Source organism: Sulfitobacter alexandrii (assembly GCF_001886735.1).
In the GTDB taxonomy this organism is placed as follows: Bacteria; Pseudomonadota; Alphaproteobacteria; order Rhodobacterales; family Rhodobacteraceae; genus Sulfitobacter; species Sulfitobacter alexandrii.
Window position 1 is genome coordinate 3,781,174 of record NZ_CP018076.1, and the last position, 18,409, is coordinate 3,799,582.

An 18,409-nucleotide genomic window follows, 5' to 3' on the forward strand; every position below is an offset into this window, starting at 1 on the left:
CACCTGATGGGGCGCGGTGGTGCATCCAAGGACCGGTCCGAAGGTCCAGAACGCAAGTGCATTTCGACGGGAGAGGTGCAACCAAAGTTCGGGCTTGTGCGTTTCGTGGTTGGCCCGGATCAGGAGGTCGTTCCCGACATACTGGGCAAGCTGCCGGGTCGCGGGATGTACGTTTCGGCGGATCGGTCGGCGCTGGAGCTGGCGGTAAAGAAGAAGCTTTTCTCTCGCGCCGCCAAGCAGCAGGTCGTCGTACCCGACGGGCTGGTCGACGAAGTGGAACGGCAACTGGCGCGCAGGGTCGTCGATCTGATTTCCCTGCAACGAAAGGGTGGTCGTGCCGTTGCGGGATACGAAAAGGTAAAGGGCTGGCTTCAGGCAGAAGAAGCGGAAGTCCTGATACAGGCGTCCGACGGATCGGGCCGCGGCAAGAGCAAACTGAGTACGCCGCACTTTGGTCATTACATCGGTTGGCTGACCGCGGATGAATTGGGTTTGGCTTTCGGACGTCAAACTGTGATACATGGGGCGCTCGCCTCTGGTGGACTCACGCATCGTGTTGTAGAGGAAGCCCAACGACTACGAGGCGTGCGCAAAAACGAGACTGGCAAGGGTCAGTCGAAAGGATAGACGAGCTAGATGAGCGATAGTGACGGCAAGAAAACATTGGGTCTGCGCGGTGGCGCACGTCCGGGGAACGTAAAGCAGAGCTTTAGCCACGGGCGGACCAAGAACGTTGTGGTCGAAACCAAGCGCAAGCGCGTTGTGGTGCCCAAGCCGGGTGCCGGAAAGAGCGGATCGAGCGGGGCTCCGGTAGGGGATCCTTCGAAACGCCCTGCCGGGATCACGGATGCCGAAATGGATCGCCGCCTGAAGGCCGTGCAGGCCGCGAAGGCCCGGGAGGCCGAGGAGGCCGCCGCCCGCGAAGCCGAGGAGAAAGCGCGCGCCGAGGAGCGTGAGCGCCGCCGGGCCGAGCAGGAAGAGAAAGAGCGCGAGGAAAAGGAACGCGAAGAAGCACTTCGCGCCAAGGCCGAGGAAGACGCACAGAAGAAGCGTGACGCGGAAGCCGCTGCCGAAGCGGCTGCGGCTGCGCCTTCGGAGCCTGCCGTCGCACGCAATCAGAACGCCAAGGCAGCGCCCGCGCAGACCCCCCGCAAACCGGAGCGGGACCGCGAGGAGACCAGCAAGAAGAACCGTGGCAGCGACAACCGCCGCTCGGGCAAGCTGACGGTTAACCAGGCGCTTACCGGCGGCGAAGGCGGCCGCCAGCGGTCCATGGCCGCGATGAAGCGCAAGCAGGAACGCGCCCGGCAGAAGGCCATGGGCGGCCCTGTCGAGCGGGAAAAGGTCGTGCGCGACGTTCAGTTGCCCGAGGCCATCATGGTATCCGAACTTGCCGGGCGCATGTCGGAAAAGGTCGGTGCCGTGGTCAAGGCGCTCATGCAGAACGGCATGATGGTGACGCAGAACGAAACCATCGACGCGGATACTGCCGAGCTGATCATCGAAGAATTCGGCCACAAGGTTGTGCGCGTATCCGACGCCGACGTGGAAGACGTGATCAAGGAGATCGAGGACAAGGCAGAAGACCTTGAGCCGCGTCCGCCGGTCATCACGATCATGGGTCACGTCGACCACGGGAAGACATCCTTGCTGGATGCGATCCGCAACGCCAAGGTCGTGGCGGGCGAAGCCGGTGGGATCACGCAGCACATCGGCGCCTATCAGGTGACCACCGACACCGGTGCGGTGCTGTCGTTCCTCGACACGCCCGGTCACGCGGCCTTTACATCGATGCGGTCTCGCGGGGCGCAGGTGACGGACATCGTCGTCCTTGTTGTCGCCGCGGACGATGCGGTGATGCCGCAGACGATCGAAGCGATCAACCACGCGAAGGCGGCCAAGGTGCCGATGATCGTGGCGATCAACAAGATCGACAAGCCAGCGGCGAACCCGGACAAGGTGCGCACCGACCTGCTGCAACACGAGGTCATCGTGGAGAAGCTGTCGGGCGACGTGCAGGACGTGGAAGTCTCCGCAACGACGGGCCAGGGTCTGGACGAATTGCTGGAAGCCATCGCGCTGCAGGCGGAAATCCTCGAACTCAAGGCCAACCCCAACCGCGCCGCGGTTGGTGCCGTGATCGAAGCACAGCTCGATGTGGGTCGCGGCCCGGTGGCGACGGTTCTGATCCAGACCGGGACATTGCGCCAGGGTGACATCTTTGTCGTGGGCGAGCAGTACGGCAAGGTCCGCGCGTTGATCAACGATGCCGGCGAACGCGTCAAAGAGGCGGGGCCGTCGGTGCCTGTCGAGGTTCTTGGCCTGAACGGCACACCCGAAGCGGGCGACGTGCTGAACGTGACGGAGACCGAGGCGCAGGCGCGCGAGATCGCGGCGTACCGCGAGAAAGCCGCGAAAGACAAACGCGCCGCAGCCGGTGCCGCCACGACGCTCGAACAGCTCATGGCGAACGCCAAGGCGAACGAGGACGTGAGCGAACTGCCGATCCTGCTGAAGGCGGACGTCCAAGGCTCCGCCGAGGCGATCGTCCAGGCGATGGAAAAGATCGGCAACGAAGAAGTGCGCGTGCGCGTCCTGCACTCTGGCGTCGGTGCGATCACCGAAACCGACGTGGGTCTTGCCGAAGCCTCCGGCGCACCGATCATGGGGTTCAACGTGCGTGCCAACGCATCGGCCCGCAACACGGCCAACCAGAAGGGCGTGGAAATCCGGTATTACTCCGTGATTTACGACCTTGTGGATGACGTGAAGGCTGCGGCGTCCGGCCTGCTGAGCAACGAGATCAAGGAAAACTTCATTGGTTATGCAACGATCAAGGAAGTGTTCAAGGTCACGGGCGTCGGCAAGGTGGCAGGCTGTCTGGTGACCGAAGGCGTGGCGCGCCGGTCGGCGGGTGTGCGTCTGCTGCGGGACAACGTGGTGATCCACGAAGGCACACTGAAAACGCTCAAGCGCTTTAAGGACGAAGTGTCCGAAGTCCAGTCCGGGCAGGAGTGCGGCATGGCGTTCGAAAACTATGACGACATCCGCCCGGATGACGTGATCGAAATCTTTGAACGCGAGGAAGTGACCCGTACGCTGACCTGATCGCGATCAGCTTCGAGAAATGTCAGAGGCCCGGTTGAATTGCCGGGTCTCCGTCGTTTCAAACGACCCGCTTTCTTCGTTGAAACTTTGGCGCGCGACCGCCACCGACCTTTCGGAAATGTCGATCACGTTGAAATCATTGGGCTGACCGCGTACCCGAGAGGACAAGCTGGTGCCCGCGTGCAGTTGGATTGCATTGCGTTGGTCGCGGTCGCCTGCACGGTGGGCGAATTCGCCCGCGTGCCACAGGTGCAGATGCCCCGACAGGATCAGATCGGCACCGCAGCCGATCAGGCGTTCCAGCGCCTCGGCCGCACCGGGTATCGGTTTCTTGCTGACCCCTTCGGGATGTTCCAGCGGATGATGGGCGACCAGCACGCGCAGCTTGTGTGCGGGCGCCGCCCCCATCGCCGAACAGGCACGGCGCAGGCGCGACGCGGACAGGCGACCGGCCTGCCAGCGAAAACGGTCGACGGTATTCAGACCGACCATCACCATTTCCGGTGTTTCGACCGTTGGCGTGAGGTCGCGCGAAATGTGGCTGCGGTAATGCCTGAAAGGCCACAGGAACCGTGTGAAAGGTCGATGGATGGGGATATCGTGATTGCCGGGAATACAGAGGACCGGGGCCGCGATTTTGTCGATGAAACGGCGCGCGCTTTCGTACTCGCGCCGCCGCGCCCTTTGCGTCAGGTCACCCGAGATCGCGACGTGATCGGGGCGCAATAGGTCCAGCGCGGTCAGCAGCGGCTGAATCAGATCCACGCGATCCTTGCCGAAGTGCAGATCGGACAGATGGACAAGTCGGGTCATCTGACAGCCTTGGACGCGTCCGGCGCAACGAGGATGCGTAGCGGATGATGCGCATGGCGAATGGTAAAGGGGCCGCCCATGCGGGTGATCTCGCCATCACGCGCGACCGGCCGTCGCTTGCGCTTCATCGAAATCTCGATCTTCTTGCCACTGATCATCTCGTAGTCCGTTTCCGCTTTTGCGATCCCCAGCGCCAGTGCCGCCGCGTGGCGCAGCAGGCCCAGCCGCCCCGAATTCGGCGCGATCAACGTGACGAGATTGCCTTCTGCGATGGCCTCCGCCCCGTCAAGGCCCATCTCTTCGAGCTGGTAGGCATTGTTTATCACGAACAGCAGCGGCGTGCGGCGTGTCAGCTTCTTGCCGTCAATGTCCACGTCCAGCTTGAGCGGTGCGCGAAAGGTGACGAGCGTCTTCATCACGGACCAATAGGCCGCCAGCCGGCTGCGGCCCCACCGCTTGTAGGTGCCCTCACGCGTCTGCAGGATCGCGGCGTAGGCGCCGATGCTCGCGTTGTTCAGGAACATCCGACCATTGACCGTGGCGACATTGACGTCGCGCGGAACACCCGAAAGCACGACTTCCACGGCGGCGTCGATTTCTTCCGGCAGCCCCAGCGAACGCCCGAAGTAGTTGAAGGTACCCGCCGGAATAATGCCGATTTCCCGACCGCTGCCGGCGAGGACCGACGCGGTGCCGCAAATGGTGCCATCCCCACCTGCGACAGCGATACGGGCATCCGTGTGTGTCAAAGCCGCCTTTGCAGCAGCTTCGACACTGTCATGATCCTGTACATTCACGAAATCGACAGCTTTGCCGCGTGCATTGAAAGCATCGCGGATGGCTGCGATTTTCTCTTCTCCGCCCTGGCTTCCGGACGCGGTATTCAGGATGACGATGGTACGCTGTTCCGACATATTCTGCCCCTTGCTGGTCAGGGGCAGAAGCCCCGGGGCCAAACGCCCAAGCAGCAGCGAAGTTCGTCGGCAGCCGAAATATTACGTCAGCTGGTGCGGTTGACGGGCTTGCCCGAATAGATCTTGTCATCGACCTGAACGGTCATCTGACCGTTAGGCGTGTTCCCCACAAAAATCCCCTGCACGGAAATACAGGATCCGATGGTAATTGTGCGCAACATACTGCTTCCTCCCCAGAAAGATGAGAACAGTGTACCGGACAATGCCGGCCGTACCACAAAATTGTTTCACAAAAGCTTAACATTCACGCACAAATTAGAGGCGATTGCGCATTTAAGCTTCACAACCAATCCCTGAGTATCGGCACCAGAGGGATATCGGCGGCGGGCATGGGAAAGTTTCTCAGGTCGTTGGGCCGCACCCACTTCAGCGATTGACCTTCACGCGACATCGGAGTGCCCTCCCACTTGCGGCAGGCAAACAGGGGCATGAGAAGGTGAAACGTCTCGTAGCTGTGGCTGGCAAAGGTCAGTGGTGCGAGACAGGAAGCCCAGGTATTGATGCCCAGTTCTTCCTGCAATTCGCGGATCAGCGCGGCTTCGGGTGTCTCGCCCGGCTCGACCTTGCCACCGGGAAATTCCCAAAGGCCTGCCATGGACTTGCCTTCGGGCCTTTGCGCCAGCAGCACACGACCGTCCACGTCGATCAGCGCGACGGCGGAGACGAGGACAACCTTCACCTTCGGCAACCCCGACCTATCAGGACCGGTAGTCGGCATTGATGGCGATGTAGCCATGCGTCAGGTCACAGGTCCAGACCGTGCTCGTACCTGAGCCGAGGCCCAGGTCCACGGTGATATTGATGTTCTCGCCCTTCATGTGGGCCGCTGCCGCCTCTTCCGAGTATTTGGCGCTGCGCCAGCCGTCCTTGGCCACCTCGACATCGCCGAACCGGATGGACAGGCGGTCGCGATCCGCTTCGGCACCGGATTTCCCGATCGCCATGACGACCCGGCCCCAATTGGGGTCTTCGCCGGCGATGGCGGTCTTGATGAGCGGCGAGTTCGCGATCGCCATGGCGTGCGTCTTGGCATCGGTATCCGATGCCGCCCCGGTCACCGTGACCTCGACAAACTTGGTTGCCCCTTCGCCATCCCGAACCACCTGGTGGGCAAGATCCAGCATCACACCGTGAAGCGCCTCGTCAAACTCCGGATGATCGGTCACGTCCGCGCCGGAAGCACCGGTCGCGGCAACGATCAGGCTGTCCGATGTGGATGTGTCGCTGTCCACCGTGATGCAGTTGAACGTCCTGTCCGCGCTGCCGGCGACCATGCCCTGTAACGCGTCCCGACCGATCATCGCGTCGGTAAAGATATAGACGAGCATGGTCGCCATATCCGGTGCGATCATGCCGGACCCCTTCGCGATGCCCGCGATCCTGACCGTCCGGTCACCGACCGCGACCTCGGCAGAGGCCCCCTTCGGAAAGGTGTCGGTGGTCATGATGGCCTTGGCCGCAGCGGCGATTCCGCTTTCGTCAAGACCGGCCGTCAGGTCGGACAGGCTGGCGATGACACGATCATGGGGCAGCGGTTCGCCGATCACGCCGGTCGAGGACGTGAAAACACGGCTCGCGGGGATGCTACAGGCTGACGCGACCGCGGCGGTGATCTCCTGAACCGAGGCAACGCCGTTCTTGCCGGTAAAGGCATTGGCGTTGCCCGAATTCACGAGAATCGCCGCGCCGGCATCGGAGTCGCCGCCGATCTTGTCCTGGCAGTCCAGCACCGGTGCCGCACGGGTCTTGGACCGTGTGAACACACCGGCAACGGTCGTGCCCGGAGCCAGTTGTGCCAGCATGACATCGGTGCGGCCCTGATATTTGACACCGGCCGACGCGGTGGCAAAGCGAACGCCAGCGATCACCGGCAGCTCGGGGAAGGCTGCCGGTGCCAGCGGTGAGACTTGCGTGATCTTGCCCAAGGCTTACTCCAGCCAATCAAGGTTCTGGAGGACGGAAGGATCGATCCCTTCCGCGGCGGACTGATCGACCTCGGCCTGCGAGGTGATCTCCTCGATGGCGGTCTGAACGCGGGTCTGCCGCAGCTGGAGTTCGATCTCCTCCCTGACCGCGTCCAGTTCCGGCGCTTCGGTGTCGCGCACGTCGTTCAGCTTGATCACATGCCAGCCGAACTGGGTCTCGACAGGGTCCGAAACCTGGCCCGGCTCCATGTTCATCACGGCATTTTCAAAGGCGGGGACCATCATGCCCTTGCCGAACCAGCCAAGCGCACCGCCACCGGGGCCGGAGGGGCCGGTCGACTTTTCGCGGGCGACCTCGGCGAAGTCCGCGCCCTCATCAAGCTGTGCCTTTACTGCCTGTGCTTCCTCTTGTGTTTCGACAAGGATGTGGGAGGCGTCGAATTCCTGTTCCGGTTCCGCGTTCGCGTATTCGGAATCGTAGGCTGCCTGAACGTCCGCTTCATCCAGCGGTTCGGCCATGATCCGCTCGATTACCTCTCCGGCCTTCAGGGACCGGGTCTCGTTTTCCAGCGACAGTTCGACACGCGGTGGAAGATCCCCTTCGAAGGAATCGCTCAGCGCGGTCTGCTGAACAAGCTGTTCCAGAATGCCCTTGAACAGGACCTCATCGGGAAGCTGCTGATATTGTTCGGGCAGGCGCGCCCGCGCGATGATCATGTGGCCCAGCGTGATGTCGGTGCCGTTGACGGTTGCCACGACGGTATCGAGCTGCGGCGTGTCCTGTGCGGCGGCGGGCAGCGCGAAGCTGGCGGAAACGGCCAGGGCGGCCGCGAATGCGAGTTGTTTATGCATGGATTGTCCTATCGTTACGCCCCGCGAGGGGCTGCTACATTGACAGTGTTATGTGCGGCCCTTACATCGCCTTACAGGCAAGGCTCAGGCATTTCCCCATACATCTATGGTCTGACTGGGCGGTGGGCAAGCAGATCGCTGCCCGACAAGGAAAATCGGCTGGAGAACACATGCTGGGTATCGGAACAATCGCCAAGAAGGTGTTTGGCACGCCAAACGATCGTAAAATCAAGGCGACGCGTCCGCTGGTGGACAAGATCAACGCTCTAGAGCCCGAGTTCGAAAAGCTGAGCGACACCGCGATCAAGGACAAGACGGAAGAGCTGGCCAAGCGTGCCATGTCGGGCGAGAGCCTGGACGACCTGCTGCCGGAAGCCTTTGCCAACTGCCGCGAGGCGGCGCGACGCACGCTGGGCCTGCGCGCGTTCGACACGCAGCTGATGGCGGCGATCTTCCTTCATCAGGGCAACATCTCGGAGCAGAAAACCGGCGAAGGCAAGACGCTGACCGCCGCTTTGGCGGCCTACCTCAATGCCCTGTCCGGCAAGGGCGTGCACGTGGTGACCGTCAACGAATATCTGGTCAAACGCGACGCCGACTGGATGGGCAAGGTGTTCAACGCATTGGGCCTGACCTGCGGCGCCGCCGTGTCGATGATGCCCGAGGACGCAAAGCGCGCGGCCTACGAATGTGACATCACCTACGCCACCAACAACGAACTCGGTTTCGACTACCTGCGCGACAACATGAAGTCGAACCTGAGCGAGATCCTCCAGAAGAATCACAACTTCGCCATCGTGGACGAGGTGGACAGTATCCTCATCGACGAGGCGCGCACGCCGCTCATCATCTCCGGCCCCGCACAGGACCGGTCCGAGCTTTATGTGACTGTCGACAAGGTGATCCCGCTTCTGAAGCCGGAACATTACGAGCTGGACGAGAAAACCCGCAACGTGACCTTCACCGACGAGGGTAACGAGTTTCTGGAGGAGCAACTGCGCGCCCGGTCCCTGCTGGAAGAAGGTCAGACGCTCTATGACCCTGAAAGCACCACCATCGTGCACCACGTGAACCAGGGCCTTCGGGCCCACAAGCTGTTCCTGAAAGACCGCGATTACATCGTGCGGGATGGCGAAGTGATGCTGATCGACGAATTCACGGGCCGCATGATGCAGGGCCGCCGTCTTTCGGACGGGTTGCACCAGGCGATCGAGGCCAAGGAAGGTACGTCGATCCAGCCGGAGAACGTCACCCTAGCCTCCGTGACCTTCCAGAACTACTTCCGCCTGTACGACAAGCTGGCCGGGATGACCGGCACCGCCCTGACCGAAGCCGAAGAATTTCAGGAAATTTACGGTCTCGGTGTCGTCGAGGTGCCGACCAACCTGCCCATCGCCCGTGTAGACGAGGATGACGCCGTCTATCGCACCGTGCAGGAAAAATACGCTGCGATGATCGAGAAGGTGAAGGAAGCGAACGCCAAGGGGCAGCCTTGCCTCGTGGGGACCACCTCCATCGAGAAATCGGAACAGCTCAGCCAGTTGCTTACCGCGGCAGGGATCGAGCACAACGTCCTGAACGCGCGCCAGCACGAGCAGGAAGCCCAGATCATCGCCGAAGCGGGGAAGCTTGGCGCGGTGACGATCGCGACCAACATGGCCGGCCGTGGTACCGATATCCAGTTGGGTGGCAACGTCGAGCTGAAGGTGCTGGATGCGCTGGACAAGGATCCGGAGGCTGATCCCGAAAAGGTCCGGGCCGAGATCGAAGCACAGCACGCCGATGAAAAGCAGAAGGTGCTGGAAGCGGGCGGCCTCTATGTCCTTGCCTCGGAACGTCACGAAAGCCGGCGCATCGACAACCAGTTGCGCGGTCGCTCCGGCCGTCAGGGCGACCCCGGCCGCACTTCGTTCTTCCTGTCTCTCGAAGACGACCTGATGCGCATTTTCGGCTCGGAACGGCTTGAGAAGGTTCTGACGACGCTTGGCCTGAAGGAAGGGGAGGCGATCATTCACCCCTGGGTCAACAAGTCCCTTGAGCGTGCGCAGGCAAAGGTTGAAGGGCGCAACTTCGACATTCGCAAGCAACTGCTCAAGTTCGACGATGTCATGAACGAGCAGCGCAAGGTCATCTTCGGCCAGCGCCGTGACATCATGGAAGCGGACGACCTGCACGAGATCGTGACCGACATGCGCCATCAGGTCATCGACGACCTGATCGACACCTACATGCCGCCTCGTACCTATGCCGACCAATGGGACACGCAAGGTTTCTATGCAGCGGTGATCGAACAACTGAACATCGATCTGCCGATCATCGCATGGTGCGAGGAAGACGGCGTTGACGACGAAGTCATTCGCGAGCGCCTTGTGGAGGCGACCGACAAGATGATGGCCGAAAAGACCGAAGCGTTCGGCCCCGAGAACATGCGCACGATCGAAAAGCAGCTCTTGCTCCAGTCGATCGATGGCAAGTGGCGCGATCACCTCATGACGCTGGAGCACCTGCGTTCTGTCGTCGGTTTCCGCGGTTATGCGCAGCGCGATCCCCTGAACGAGTACAAGAACGAAAGCTTCCAGCTTTTCGAAACCATGCTCGACAGCCTTCGTCAGGACGTGACGCAAAAGCTGGCCCAGGCACAGCCGATGTCAGAAGAGGAGCGCAAGGCGTTCATTCAGGAAATCGCCCAACGCCAGGCCGCCATGCAGAAGACGGCGGAAAATGCGGAAGAGGAACCGCAGGTTCCTGCGGCCTCTCCGGTCGCCGCTGCGGAGGGCTTCGTGGAAGACGATCCGACCACGTGGGGCAATCCGTCACGCAACGATCCGTGTCCCTGCGGGTCGGGAAAGAAGTTCAAGCACTGTCACGGGCGCTTGTCCTGAAATGGTCCGGGGCCACGCCCCGGATTTGCCCAATTCCCCGCACCGTCGCGTCATACCCTAGCCCCGATCTGTCGCCATAACTGCCCCGAACGATTCCTTTTGAGAGGGCAGCGTCATGATCCGGATGCAGCAAATTCTGACGGTAGCGGGGACACTTGCCTGCGCCATCGGTATCGGCTTTGTCATGCAGAACTCCGATACGGCCAAGCAACGGTACGGCGATGAGGGCACAAAAGCGCCCAAGGAACTGGAAGACAAGGCCACCAGTGCGATGCTGGATGTGCAGCAGATCAAGCTGACATCGGGCGCGTTCAAGATGGACGGTGATCTGCCCGAGTCGCCTGCCTTGTCCGTGTCGACACCCGACGAGAACCTGATCGAGGTCCGCGCGCCCCGGAGCGTGCTTGAGGGCCCGCCTTCGACCGGGGCGACGGATGCTGCGACCGGCTGCGAGATCACGGCAGAAGCCCAGGCGGTGGCTGCAGCGATGGTCGATCTGCGGCTGAAGGCTCCGTGCCTGCCCAACGAACGGGTGACCGTCCACCATAACGGCATGATCTTTACCGAAACCACGGATGCGCGTGGGGAACTGGAAACCACCGTTCCCGCGCTGGCGACCGAAGCAATGTTCATCCTTGCCTTCGGAAACGGCGACGGTGCGGTCGCACAGGCCGAGGTCGAGGAGCTGAACGATTACACCCGTGCTGTCCTGCAGTGGAAAGGCAAAGCCGGCTTTGAAATCCACGCGCGCGAATTCGGTGCGAACTACGGGGATGCCGGCCACCACTGGAAAGAAGCGCCGGGCGAGGTTGCGAATGCGGTCACCGGGCGCAGCGGTGTGCTGACCCGCCATGGAGACAGCAGCGCGCCGGATCCTCTGCTGGCCGAGGTCTACACCTTTCCGAAGGCCGCTTCCCAACAGACCGGGAACATCCTGCTCAGCGTCGAGGCGGAAATCACCGATGCCAATTGCGGGATCGAAGCCGAAGCACAGTCGCTCCAGCTTGAGGAGGATGGCCAGATCAGGACACAGGACCTGATCCTGTCTGTGCCGGAATGCGAGGCCGTCGGCAGCTTTCTTGTGTTGAATAATCTGCTTCAAGACCTGAAAGTCGCGGCACAGTAAAACCGCAACTCGGGGTCTCATGATCTTGCTCAGATGTGCGGCGGTCTTCGCCGCACTTTTCCTTTTCTGGCACCAACCCGCAAGCGCGCAGGATGTCACGCTGACGTCGCGCGATGGCAAGGTGGAACTCAGCGGCATGCTGCTGGGGTTCGATGGTGAATTCTATCGCCTCCAGACCGAGTACGGCGAACTGACCGTGGATGGTTCCGGGGTGCTGTGCGCCGGGCCCGGCTGCCCGAACATCGAGGATTTCGTCGCCGAGGTTCAGCTATCCGGCTCCGCAACGATGGGCGCGGTCCTGATGCCGGCGCTGATCAATGCCTATGGCGAACGGGCGGATTACGAGGTGACGCGGGAGGATTCCGACGATCCGACGCGGTTCACCTATCTGCTCACCCGGCGGGACACCGGCAAGCTCGCGGCGCGGTTCTTTTTCCGGGCGACCAACACGGACGAAGGCTTTGCCGACTTGCTGGCGGACGAGGCAGACATCGTCATGGCCCTGCGTGAGATAGCCCGCGACGAACGCATCAACGCCCGCGAGGCCGGAATGGGGGATCTCACCGGTGCGAACCGAAGCCGTGTTCTGGCGCTGGATGCTGTCGTGCCGGTCGTCGCGCCGACAAACCCGCTGCGGGCCATTTCACCCTTGATGCTCGCCCGGGCCTTTGCCGGCGAGATCACCAACTGGAAGGATCTCGGCGGGCCGGACGCCCCGATCGAACTGCATCTGCCGGACGAATCCAGCGGGTTGAGCCAGGCGATCATCGACCAGGTGATGAAACCCGCGAAACTGACCCTGACCGAAAACATCGTGCGCCACGCGCTGCCCGGTAATCTGGCCGAGGCGGTCGCGCGCGACAGTCTTTCATTGGGGATCACCAGCTATGCCGAGCAACGCAATACACTGGTGCTGACGCTGGGCGGCACCTGCGGGTTCAACCTCAATGCGGCGCGGCGCACGATCAAGACCGAGGATTATCCGCTGACGGCGCCGATGTTCCTGTACTTTCCCGCCCGGCGCCTGCCGCTGATCGCACGGGAATTCCTCGCCTTCACACGGGGGCCGGCAGCGCAGAACGTCATTCGCCGCGCCGGATTCGTGGACCAGGCGCCGGAGGAGATCCCGGTTGAACAACAGGGCAATCGTTTCGCAAACGCGATCACCGTGGCGGGCAAGGAAATCTCGCTTCAGGAACTGCAGCGCATGACGGCGACGTTGAGGCCGATGGCGCGGCTGACGACATCGTTTCGGTTCGAGGCCGGGTCCATCCGGCTGGATGCTCAAAGCCGGTCGAACGTGCAGCAACTGGCCCGTGCGCTGGAACAGGGGCAATACGATGCCCGTCGCATGCTGTTCGTCGGGTTCAGCGACGGCGATGGCGCTGCCGCGCCCAACCGTGACATCGCGCTGCGGCGGGCCGAAGCGGTCCTGCGCGCCGTCTCCGCCGCTGCGGTGACCGCCAACCTCGAGCGTGTGGACCTGGGCGTGGATGCCTTTGGCGAGGCGATGCCGATGGCCTGCGACGATACCGCCTGGGGCCGCCAGGCGAACCGGCGGGTCGAAGTCTGGGTGCGATGAGCCGACACAGCCCGGGTGCCTAGAGATACCCTTCTGACCGGAAGCTCAGTTCGGTCGATTTGCCGATGATCAGGTGATCGTGGAGCGTCAGGTTCAGGGCAGCGCAGGCGGCTGCGATCTGTGCCGTCATGTCGATGTCCGGTCCCGATGGCGTCGGATCCCCTGAGGGATGATTATGCACGAGGATCAACGCGGACGCGTTCAGTTCCAGGGCGCGCTTCACGACTTCCCGCGGATAGACGGGCACGTGATCGACCGTGCCTTTTGCCTGTTCCTCGTCCGCGATCAGGACGTTCTTGCGATCGAGGTATAGAACGCGAAACTGCTCTGTCTCACGGTGGGCCATCGTGGTGTGGCAGTAGTCCAGCAGCGCGTCCCAGCTGGAAACAACCTGCTGCTTCAACACCTTGGCGCGGGCCAGTCGTTGGGCCGCCGCCTCGACGATCTTCAGTTCGACGATGACGGCATCGCCCACGCCGGGCACATCGCGCAAACGCGCCTCGGGGGCCGAGACAGCCCGGTTGAAATCGCCGAAACGCTGCATCAGCGCATGGGCAAGCGGTTTGACGTCGCGGCGCGGAATTGCCCGAAAAAGCACCAGTTCGAGCAACTCGTAATCCGGCATCGCCGCCGCGCCCCCGGCCATGAAACGGGCACGCAAACGCTGGCGGTGATCCTTGATGTAAGAGGGTTGCTTGCCGGTCAGAGGTACCGTTTCAGGGGCCTCGTCCAGAAGGAACGGCAATGGTTTTTCGTCGAATTGATCCATGCCGAAGGATCATCGGAGTCTGGTTACGATCTGGTTAACAGTCGCAATCCTCGCAGCACGTGCTGCGATGGGTGTCGGCCCGGGCACCGCCCGGACCGACGCTCAGCCCTTCATCGAGTCCCAGAAACTCTTCACGCTGGAAAAGAAGCTGCTGCTCTCGGGATTGTTGTCCGCCGACAGATCCTCGAACTCCTGAAGCAATTCCTTCTGCCGCGCGGTCAGGTTGACCGGTGTTTCCACGGCAAGTTCGATGATCATGTCGCCGGTACCACCGCCGCGCAACGGGGGCATGCCCTTGCCGCGCAGGCGCATCTGGCGGCCCGACTGGCTGCCAGCCGGGATCTGCACGCGACCGCGGCCGCCGTCGATCGTCGGCACCTCGATGTTGCCGCCCAAGGCTGCCGTGCTCATCGACACGGGAACGCGGCAGAACAGGTTCGGACCGTCACGGTCGAACAGCTCGTGTTCCTTGACCTCGATGAAGATGTAGAGGTCGCCCGAAGGGCCGCCACGCATGCCCGCTTCGCCTTCGCCCGCCAGGCGGATGCGCGTGCCCGTTTCCACGCCCGCCGGAATGTTGACGCTGAGCGAACGGTTCTTTTCAACGCGACCCGCGCCACGGCAGGTCTTGCAGGGGTTCTTGACGATCTGTCCCATGCCGGAACAGGTCGGGCAGGTCCGCTCGACGGTAAAGAAGCCCTGCTGCGCGCGCACCTTGCCCATGCCCGAACAGGTGGGGCAGGTCGTCGGCTCCGCGCCGCCTTCCGCGCCCGAGCCATCGCAGGCGCCGCATTGCACCGATGTCGGCACGTTGATGGACTTCTGCAGCCCCGAATAGGCCTCTTCGAGCGAGATGCCGAGGTTGTAGCGCAGATCGGCACCGCGTGCTGCGCGACGTCCGCCGGCACCGCCGCCGCGGCCGCCCATGAAGTCGCCGAAAAGATCGTCGAAAACGTCCGAGAAAGCGGAGGAGAAATCGCCCTGGCCACCGCCAAAGCCGCCGCCGGGGCGCCGCCCGCCACCGCCGCCGCCCATGCCACCTTCAAACGCGGCATGGCCGAAACGGTCATAAGCGGCTTTCTTTTCCGCGTCCTTGAGTACCTCGTAGGCTTCGTTGGCTTCCTTGAATTTCGCCTCGGAGTCCGGGTTGTCCTTGTTCCGGTCGGGATGGAACTCCTTGGCCTTCTGGCGATAGCCCTTCTTGATCTCGTCGGCCGATGCACCTTTGGAGACACCAAGCACGTCGTAATAATCACGTTTTGCCATGGATCATGTCCTTTTGCTGGAACGTGAAGGGCCGGCCCGCCTGAATCGGACCGGCCCTGTCATTGGTTCCCTCGCGCGGGATTACGCGCGCTTGTCGTCGTCGAGGTCTTCGAAATCGGCGTCGACGATGTCGTCGTCATCGCGGCCGCGCTTCGGTTGCTCGTCCGCCGCATCCGCGACGTCCTCGCCCTCTTCCTGGGCGGCCTTGTAGATCGCCTCGCCCAGTTTCATGGCCGCTTCGGTCACGTTCTGGATGCCCGACTTGATCTTGTCGGCGCTGTCACCCTCAAGATCATCCTTGAGCGCGGCAATCGCCAGTTCGATCGCTTCCACGGTGGTCGGGTCGACCTTGTCGGAATGCTCTTCCAGCGACTTCTCGGTCGAGTGGATCAGGCTTTCGGCCTGGTTTTTCGCATCGACCAGCGCGCGACGTTCCTTGTCGGACTCCGCGTTCTCCTCGGCGTCCTTGACCATTTTCTCGATGTCCTCTTCGGACAGACCACCGGACGCCTGGATCGTGATCTTCTGTTCCTTACCGGTGCCCTTGTCGAGCGCGCCGACCGACACGATGCCGTTGGCGTCGATGTCGAAGGTCACCTCGATCTGGGGCATCCCCCGCGGCGCGGGCGGAATGTTTTCGAGATTGAATGCCCCCAACAGCTTGTTGTCGGCCGCCATCTCGCGTTCACCCTGGAAGACCCGGATGGTCACGGCGTTCTGGTTGTCCTCGGCGGTCGAGAACACCTGGCTCTTCTTGGTCGGGATCGTGGTGTTCCGATCGATCAGGCGGGTGAACACGCCACCCAGCGTCTCGATGCCCAGCGAAAGCGGGGTCACGTCCAGAAGGACCACGTCTTTCACGTCGCCCTGCAGCACGCCGGCCTGGATCGCGGCGCCGAGTGCGACGACCTCGTCCGGGTTCACGCCCTTGTGCGGCTCCTTGCCGAAGAACTTGGTCACTTCCTCGACCACTTTCGGCATGCGGGTCATACCACCGACCAGCACGACCTCGTCAATGTCGGAGGCGGAGATACCGGCATCCTTCAGGGCGTCCTTGCACGGCTTCAGCGACGCCTTGATCAGGTCACCCACCAGGCTTTCCAGCTTGGCTCGGGTCAGTTTCATGACCATGTGCAGCGGCTGGCCGTTGGAGCCCATGGAGATGAACGGCTGGTTGATTTCCGTCTGGCTGGAGCTGGAAAGTTCGATCTTTGCCTTTTCCGCAGCTTCCTTGAGGCGCTGCAGGGCCATCTTGTCCTTGGTCAGGTCGACCTGGTGCTCTTTCTTGAACTCGTCCGCGAGGTAGTTGACGATCCGCATGTCGAAGTCTTCGCCACCAAGGAAGGTATCGCCGTTGGTGGATTTCACTTCGAAAAGGCCATCGTCGATCTCGAGGATGGTCACGTCGAACGTACCGCCGCCAAGGTCATAGACAGCGATGGTCTGGGAGTTTTCCTTGTCGAGGCCATAGGCCAGCGCGGCGGCCGTCGGCTCGTTGATGATCCGAAGGACTTCAAGGCCCGCGATCTTGCCTGCGTCCTTGGTGGCCTGCCGCTGCGCGTCGTTGAAGTAGGCCGGCACGGTGATGACAGCCTGGGTGACTTCCTCACCGAGATAGCTTTCCGCCGTTTCCTTCATCTTGCCCAGAATGAACGCCGAAATTTGGCTGGGCGAATACTTGTCACCCTTGGCACGCACCCATGCGTCGCCGTTGCCGCCGTCGATGACTTCGAACGGCATGTTCTTGCGGTCCTTGGCAAGATCGGAGTCGTCATTGCGGCGTCCGATCAGACGCTTGACGCCGAAGATGGTGTTCTCGGGGTTGGTGACGGCCTGGCGTTTCGCAGGCTGACCGACGAGCCTTTCGTCGTCGGTGAAGGCCACGATGGAAGGCGTGGTCCGCGCACCTTCCGCGTTTTCGATCACGCGCGGTTGGCTGCCATCCATGATGGCGATGCAGGAGTTGGTGGTTCCAAGGTCAATGCCGATTACTTTGGCCATGTTTTCGATCCCTCATACTATTCAAGGCGATGACACGAGGCGCAGGCCCGTTACGGCACCCTTGCCCCGATCCGGTGACACCGGATGCGTCTGCATCCAGCGGTTCGGTGGGTATATAGTGAGCAGCCAAGGCCCTCGCAACCATCTGGATGAGAAGGCACAGCGGATTCTGCGATGATTTTTCAGGAATCGGGAACGATGACGTCCCGCAGGTCGCCGGGGCCGTGGCCCCTTGGCGACATCGAGCGTTCAGCGCCGCGCGTTCCAACTGATCGAGGCGTGTCTGCGCGTGTAGAATTCACCCATCAGGCCGATAACGACAAAGGCCAGTCCAACCCACATCGCGTATTCCCAGTTGGTGTATCGCGGATTGTAGTTGATGAAGGCAAAGCCGCGACACTGGTCGATCACGTGAAACAGGGGGTTCCAGTCGAACATCGCCAGCATGAAGCTGGGCAGGGTGTTGGCAACGAACATCTTGCCGCTCGCGATCATGTTTGCGCGCTGGTAGATCATGCTGAACATGCTGACGACGGTGGGGAACCACGGTTTCATCGCCAGCAGCACCAGCCCGAGTGCGCAGCCGGTGAACCAGGCAATCAGCAACATCCCGAACGCGGCGATCGGCTGATCAATCTCGAGCGGGGTCCAGGCCACGTGGTAGGCGAACAGGATCACGAAGAGCGACAGGACCTGAATGTAGAGCGCGCCCACGGCCGCCGATGCGATGGCGATGATCGTGTTCATCGGCGCGTGCTGCATCATCGGGCTTGCCGGCCCTTCGGACCCCGCCACGGCGCCGAGCGCCTTCGTATGCGTGAGATACAGGAAGATGCCGGTCATGATGTAGACAAGGAAATCGCCGCGCAGCGCCGCGCTGCGCATCCCGAGAACCGAAAACATCACATAGAACGCCAGCACGAACATGATCGCCTGCAGCATGTTGGTGAAGATCGCGACAAAGGCGTTGTTGTGCTGCTTGCGGACAGACCGGACGACCGAGTGGTAAACCAGTTCGGCCATGGCCATGGCGGAACTGAAACCGCCCTTCGGCTTGCGTGTGGACTGGAACATCTGGACTGCCTTCTGATCTGGCCATGCTGTCACGGAA

The 18,409-nt window shown here is 62.0% G+C and carries 15 protein-coding genes; 5 read left to right on the forward strand and 10 right to left on the reverse strand.

Going from position 1 to position 18,409, the window contains the following annotated elements:
* Positions 1-6 precede the first annotated feature (6 nt).
* Positions 7-627 (forward strand): RNA-binding protein, encoded by a 621-nt coding sequence (locus BOO69_RS18440; protein WP_071973505.1) that lies wholly within the window; start codon positions 7-9, stop codon positions 625-627.
* Between the two features lie 9 nt (positions 628-636).
* Positions 637-3,108, forward strand: a complete 2,472-nt coding sequence (gene infB, locus BOO69_RS18445; protein ID WP_071973506.1) for a translation initiation factor IF-2 — start codon at positions 637-639, stop codon at positions 3,106-3,108.
* Between the two features lie 6 nt (positions 3,109-3,114).
* On the opposite strand, the gene BOO69_RS18450 is transcribed toward infB, so the two are convergent.
* The 6 genes from BOO69_RS18450 to BOO69_RS18470 all read right to left on the reverse strand — a co-directional run bounded on the left by BOO69_RS18450 (position 3,115) and on the right by BOO69_RS18470 (position 7,672).
* On the reverse strand, positions 3,115-3,921 hold the full coding sequence (locus BOO69_RS18450) for a metallophosphoesterase family protein (protein WP_071973507.1): 807 nt from the start codon (positions 3,919-3,921) through the stop codon (positions 3,115-3,117).
* On the reverse strand, positions 3,918-4,835 hold the full coding sequence (locus BOO69_RS18455) for a diacylglycerol/lipid kinase family protein (protein ID WP_071973508.1): 918 nt from the start codon (positions 4,833-4,835) through the stop codon (positions 3,918-3,920). The genes BOO69_RS18450 and BOO69_RS18455 overlap by 4 nt, the downstream gene beginning before the upstream one ends.
* An 86-nt stretch (positions 4,836-4,921) precedes the next feature.
* On the reverse strand, positions 4,922-5,056 hold the full coding sequence (locus BOO69_RS23575; RefSeq protein WP_257786723.1) for a hypothetical protein: 135 nt from the start codon (positions 5,054-5,056) through the stop codon (positions 4,922-4,924).
* Positions 5,057-5,175: 119 nt separating this feature from the next.
* The gene (locus BOO69_RS18460; protein WP_071973918.1) at positions 5,176-5,574 is read right to left on the reverse strand and encodes a (deoxy)nucleoside triphosphate pyrophosphohydrolase; all 399 of its coding nucleotides are present in this window, start codon (positions 5,572-5,574) and stop codon (positions 5,176-5,178) included.
* A 19-nt stretch (positions 5,575-5,593) separates the two neighbouring features.
* Positions 5,594-6,820 carry a bifunctional glutamate N-acetyltransferase/amino-acid acetyltransferase ArgJ gene (argJ, locus tag BOO69_RS18465; protein ID WP_071973509.1) on the reverse strand — a complete coding sequence of 409 codons (1,227 nt, stop codon included), beginning with the start codon at positions 6,818-6,820 and terminating at the stop codon, positions 5,594-5,596.
* A gap of 3 nt (positions 6,821-6,823) precedes the next feature.
* Positions 6,824-7,672 (reverse strand): peptidylprolyl isomerase, encoded by an 849-nt coding sequence (locus BOO69_RS18470; protein ID WP_071973510.1) that lies wholly within the window; start codon positions 7,670-7,672, stop codon positions 6,824-6,826.
* A 170-nt stretch (positions 7,673-7,842) separates the two neighbouring features.
* Between BOO69_RS18470 and secA the strand changes: the two genes are divergently transcribed.
* The 3 genes from secA to BOO69_RS18485 all read left to right on the forward strand — a co-directional run bounded on the left by secA (position 7,843) and on the right by BOO69_RS18485 (position 13,262).
* A complete protein-coding gene (gene secA / locus BOO69_RS18475) occupies positions 7,843-10,554 on the forward strand; it encodes a preprotein translocase subunit SecA (RefSeq protein WP_071973511.1) in 2,712 nt (903 codons plus the stop codon).
* 115 nt (positions 10,555-10,669) lie between these two features.
* Positions 10,670-11,680: a hypothetical protein gene (locus BOO69_RS18480; protein ID WP_071973512.1), complete on the forward strand. Its 1,011-nt coding sequence runs from the start codon at positions 10,670-10,672 to the stop codon at positions 11,678-11,680.
* A 19-nt stretch (positions 11,681-11,699) separates the two neighbouring features.
* Positions 11,700-13,262, forward strand: coding sequence for a substrate-binding domain-containing protein (locus BOO69_RS18485; RefSeq protein ID WP_071973513.1), 1,563 nt, complete (start codon positions 11,700-11,702; stop codon positions 13,260-13,262).
* 19 nt (positions 13,263-13,281) lie between these two features.
* Here BOO69_RS18485 and radC read toward each other — a convergent pair whose 3' ends face one another.
* From radC to BOO69_RS18505, 4 genes are all read right to left on the reverse strand, one after another.
* The gene (radC, locus tag BOO69_RS18490; protein WP_071973514.1) at positions 13,282-14,031 is read right to left on the reverse strand and encodes a RadC family protein; all 750 of its coding nucleotides are present in this window, start codon (positions 14,029-14,031) and stop codon (positions 13,282-13,284) included.
* Between the two features lie 102 nt (positions 14,032-14,133).
* Positions 14,134-15,297 carry a molecular chaperone DnaJ gene (gene dnaJ, locus BOO69_RS18495; RefSeq protein WP_071973515.1) on the reverse strand — a complete coding sequence of 388 codons (1,164 nt, stop codon included), beginning with the start codon at positions 15,295-15,297 and terminating at the stop codon, positions 14,134-14,136.
* Between the two features lie 81 nt (positions 15,298-15,378).
* Positions 15,379-17,298 carry a molecular chaperone DnaK gene (gene dnaK / locus BOO69_RS18500; RefSeq protein WP_071973516.1) on the reverse strand — a complete coding sequence of 640 codons (1,920 nt, stop codon included), beginning with the start codon at positions 17,296-17,298 and terminating at the stop codon, positions 15,379-15,381.
* A gap of 249 nt (positions 17,299-17,547) precedes the next feature.
* The gene (locus BOO69_RS18505; RefSeq protein ID WP_071973517.1) at positions 17,548-18,372 is read right to left on the reverse strand and encodes an ABC transporter permease; all 825 of its coding nucleotides are present in this window, start codon (positions 18,370-18,372) and stop codon (positions 17,548-17,550) included.
* Positions 18,373-18,409: the final 37 nt, after the last annotated feature.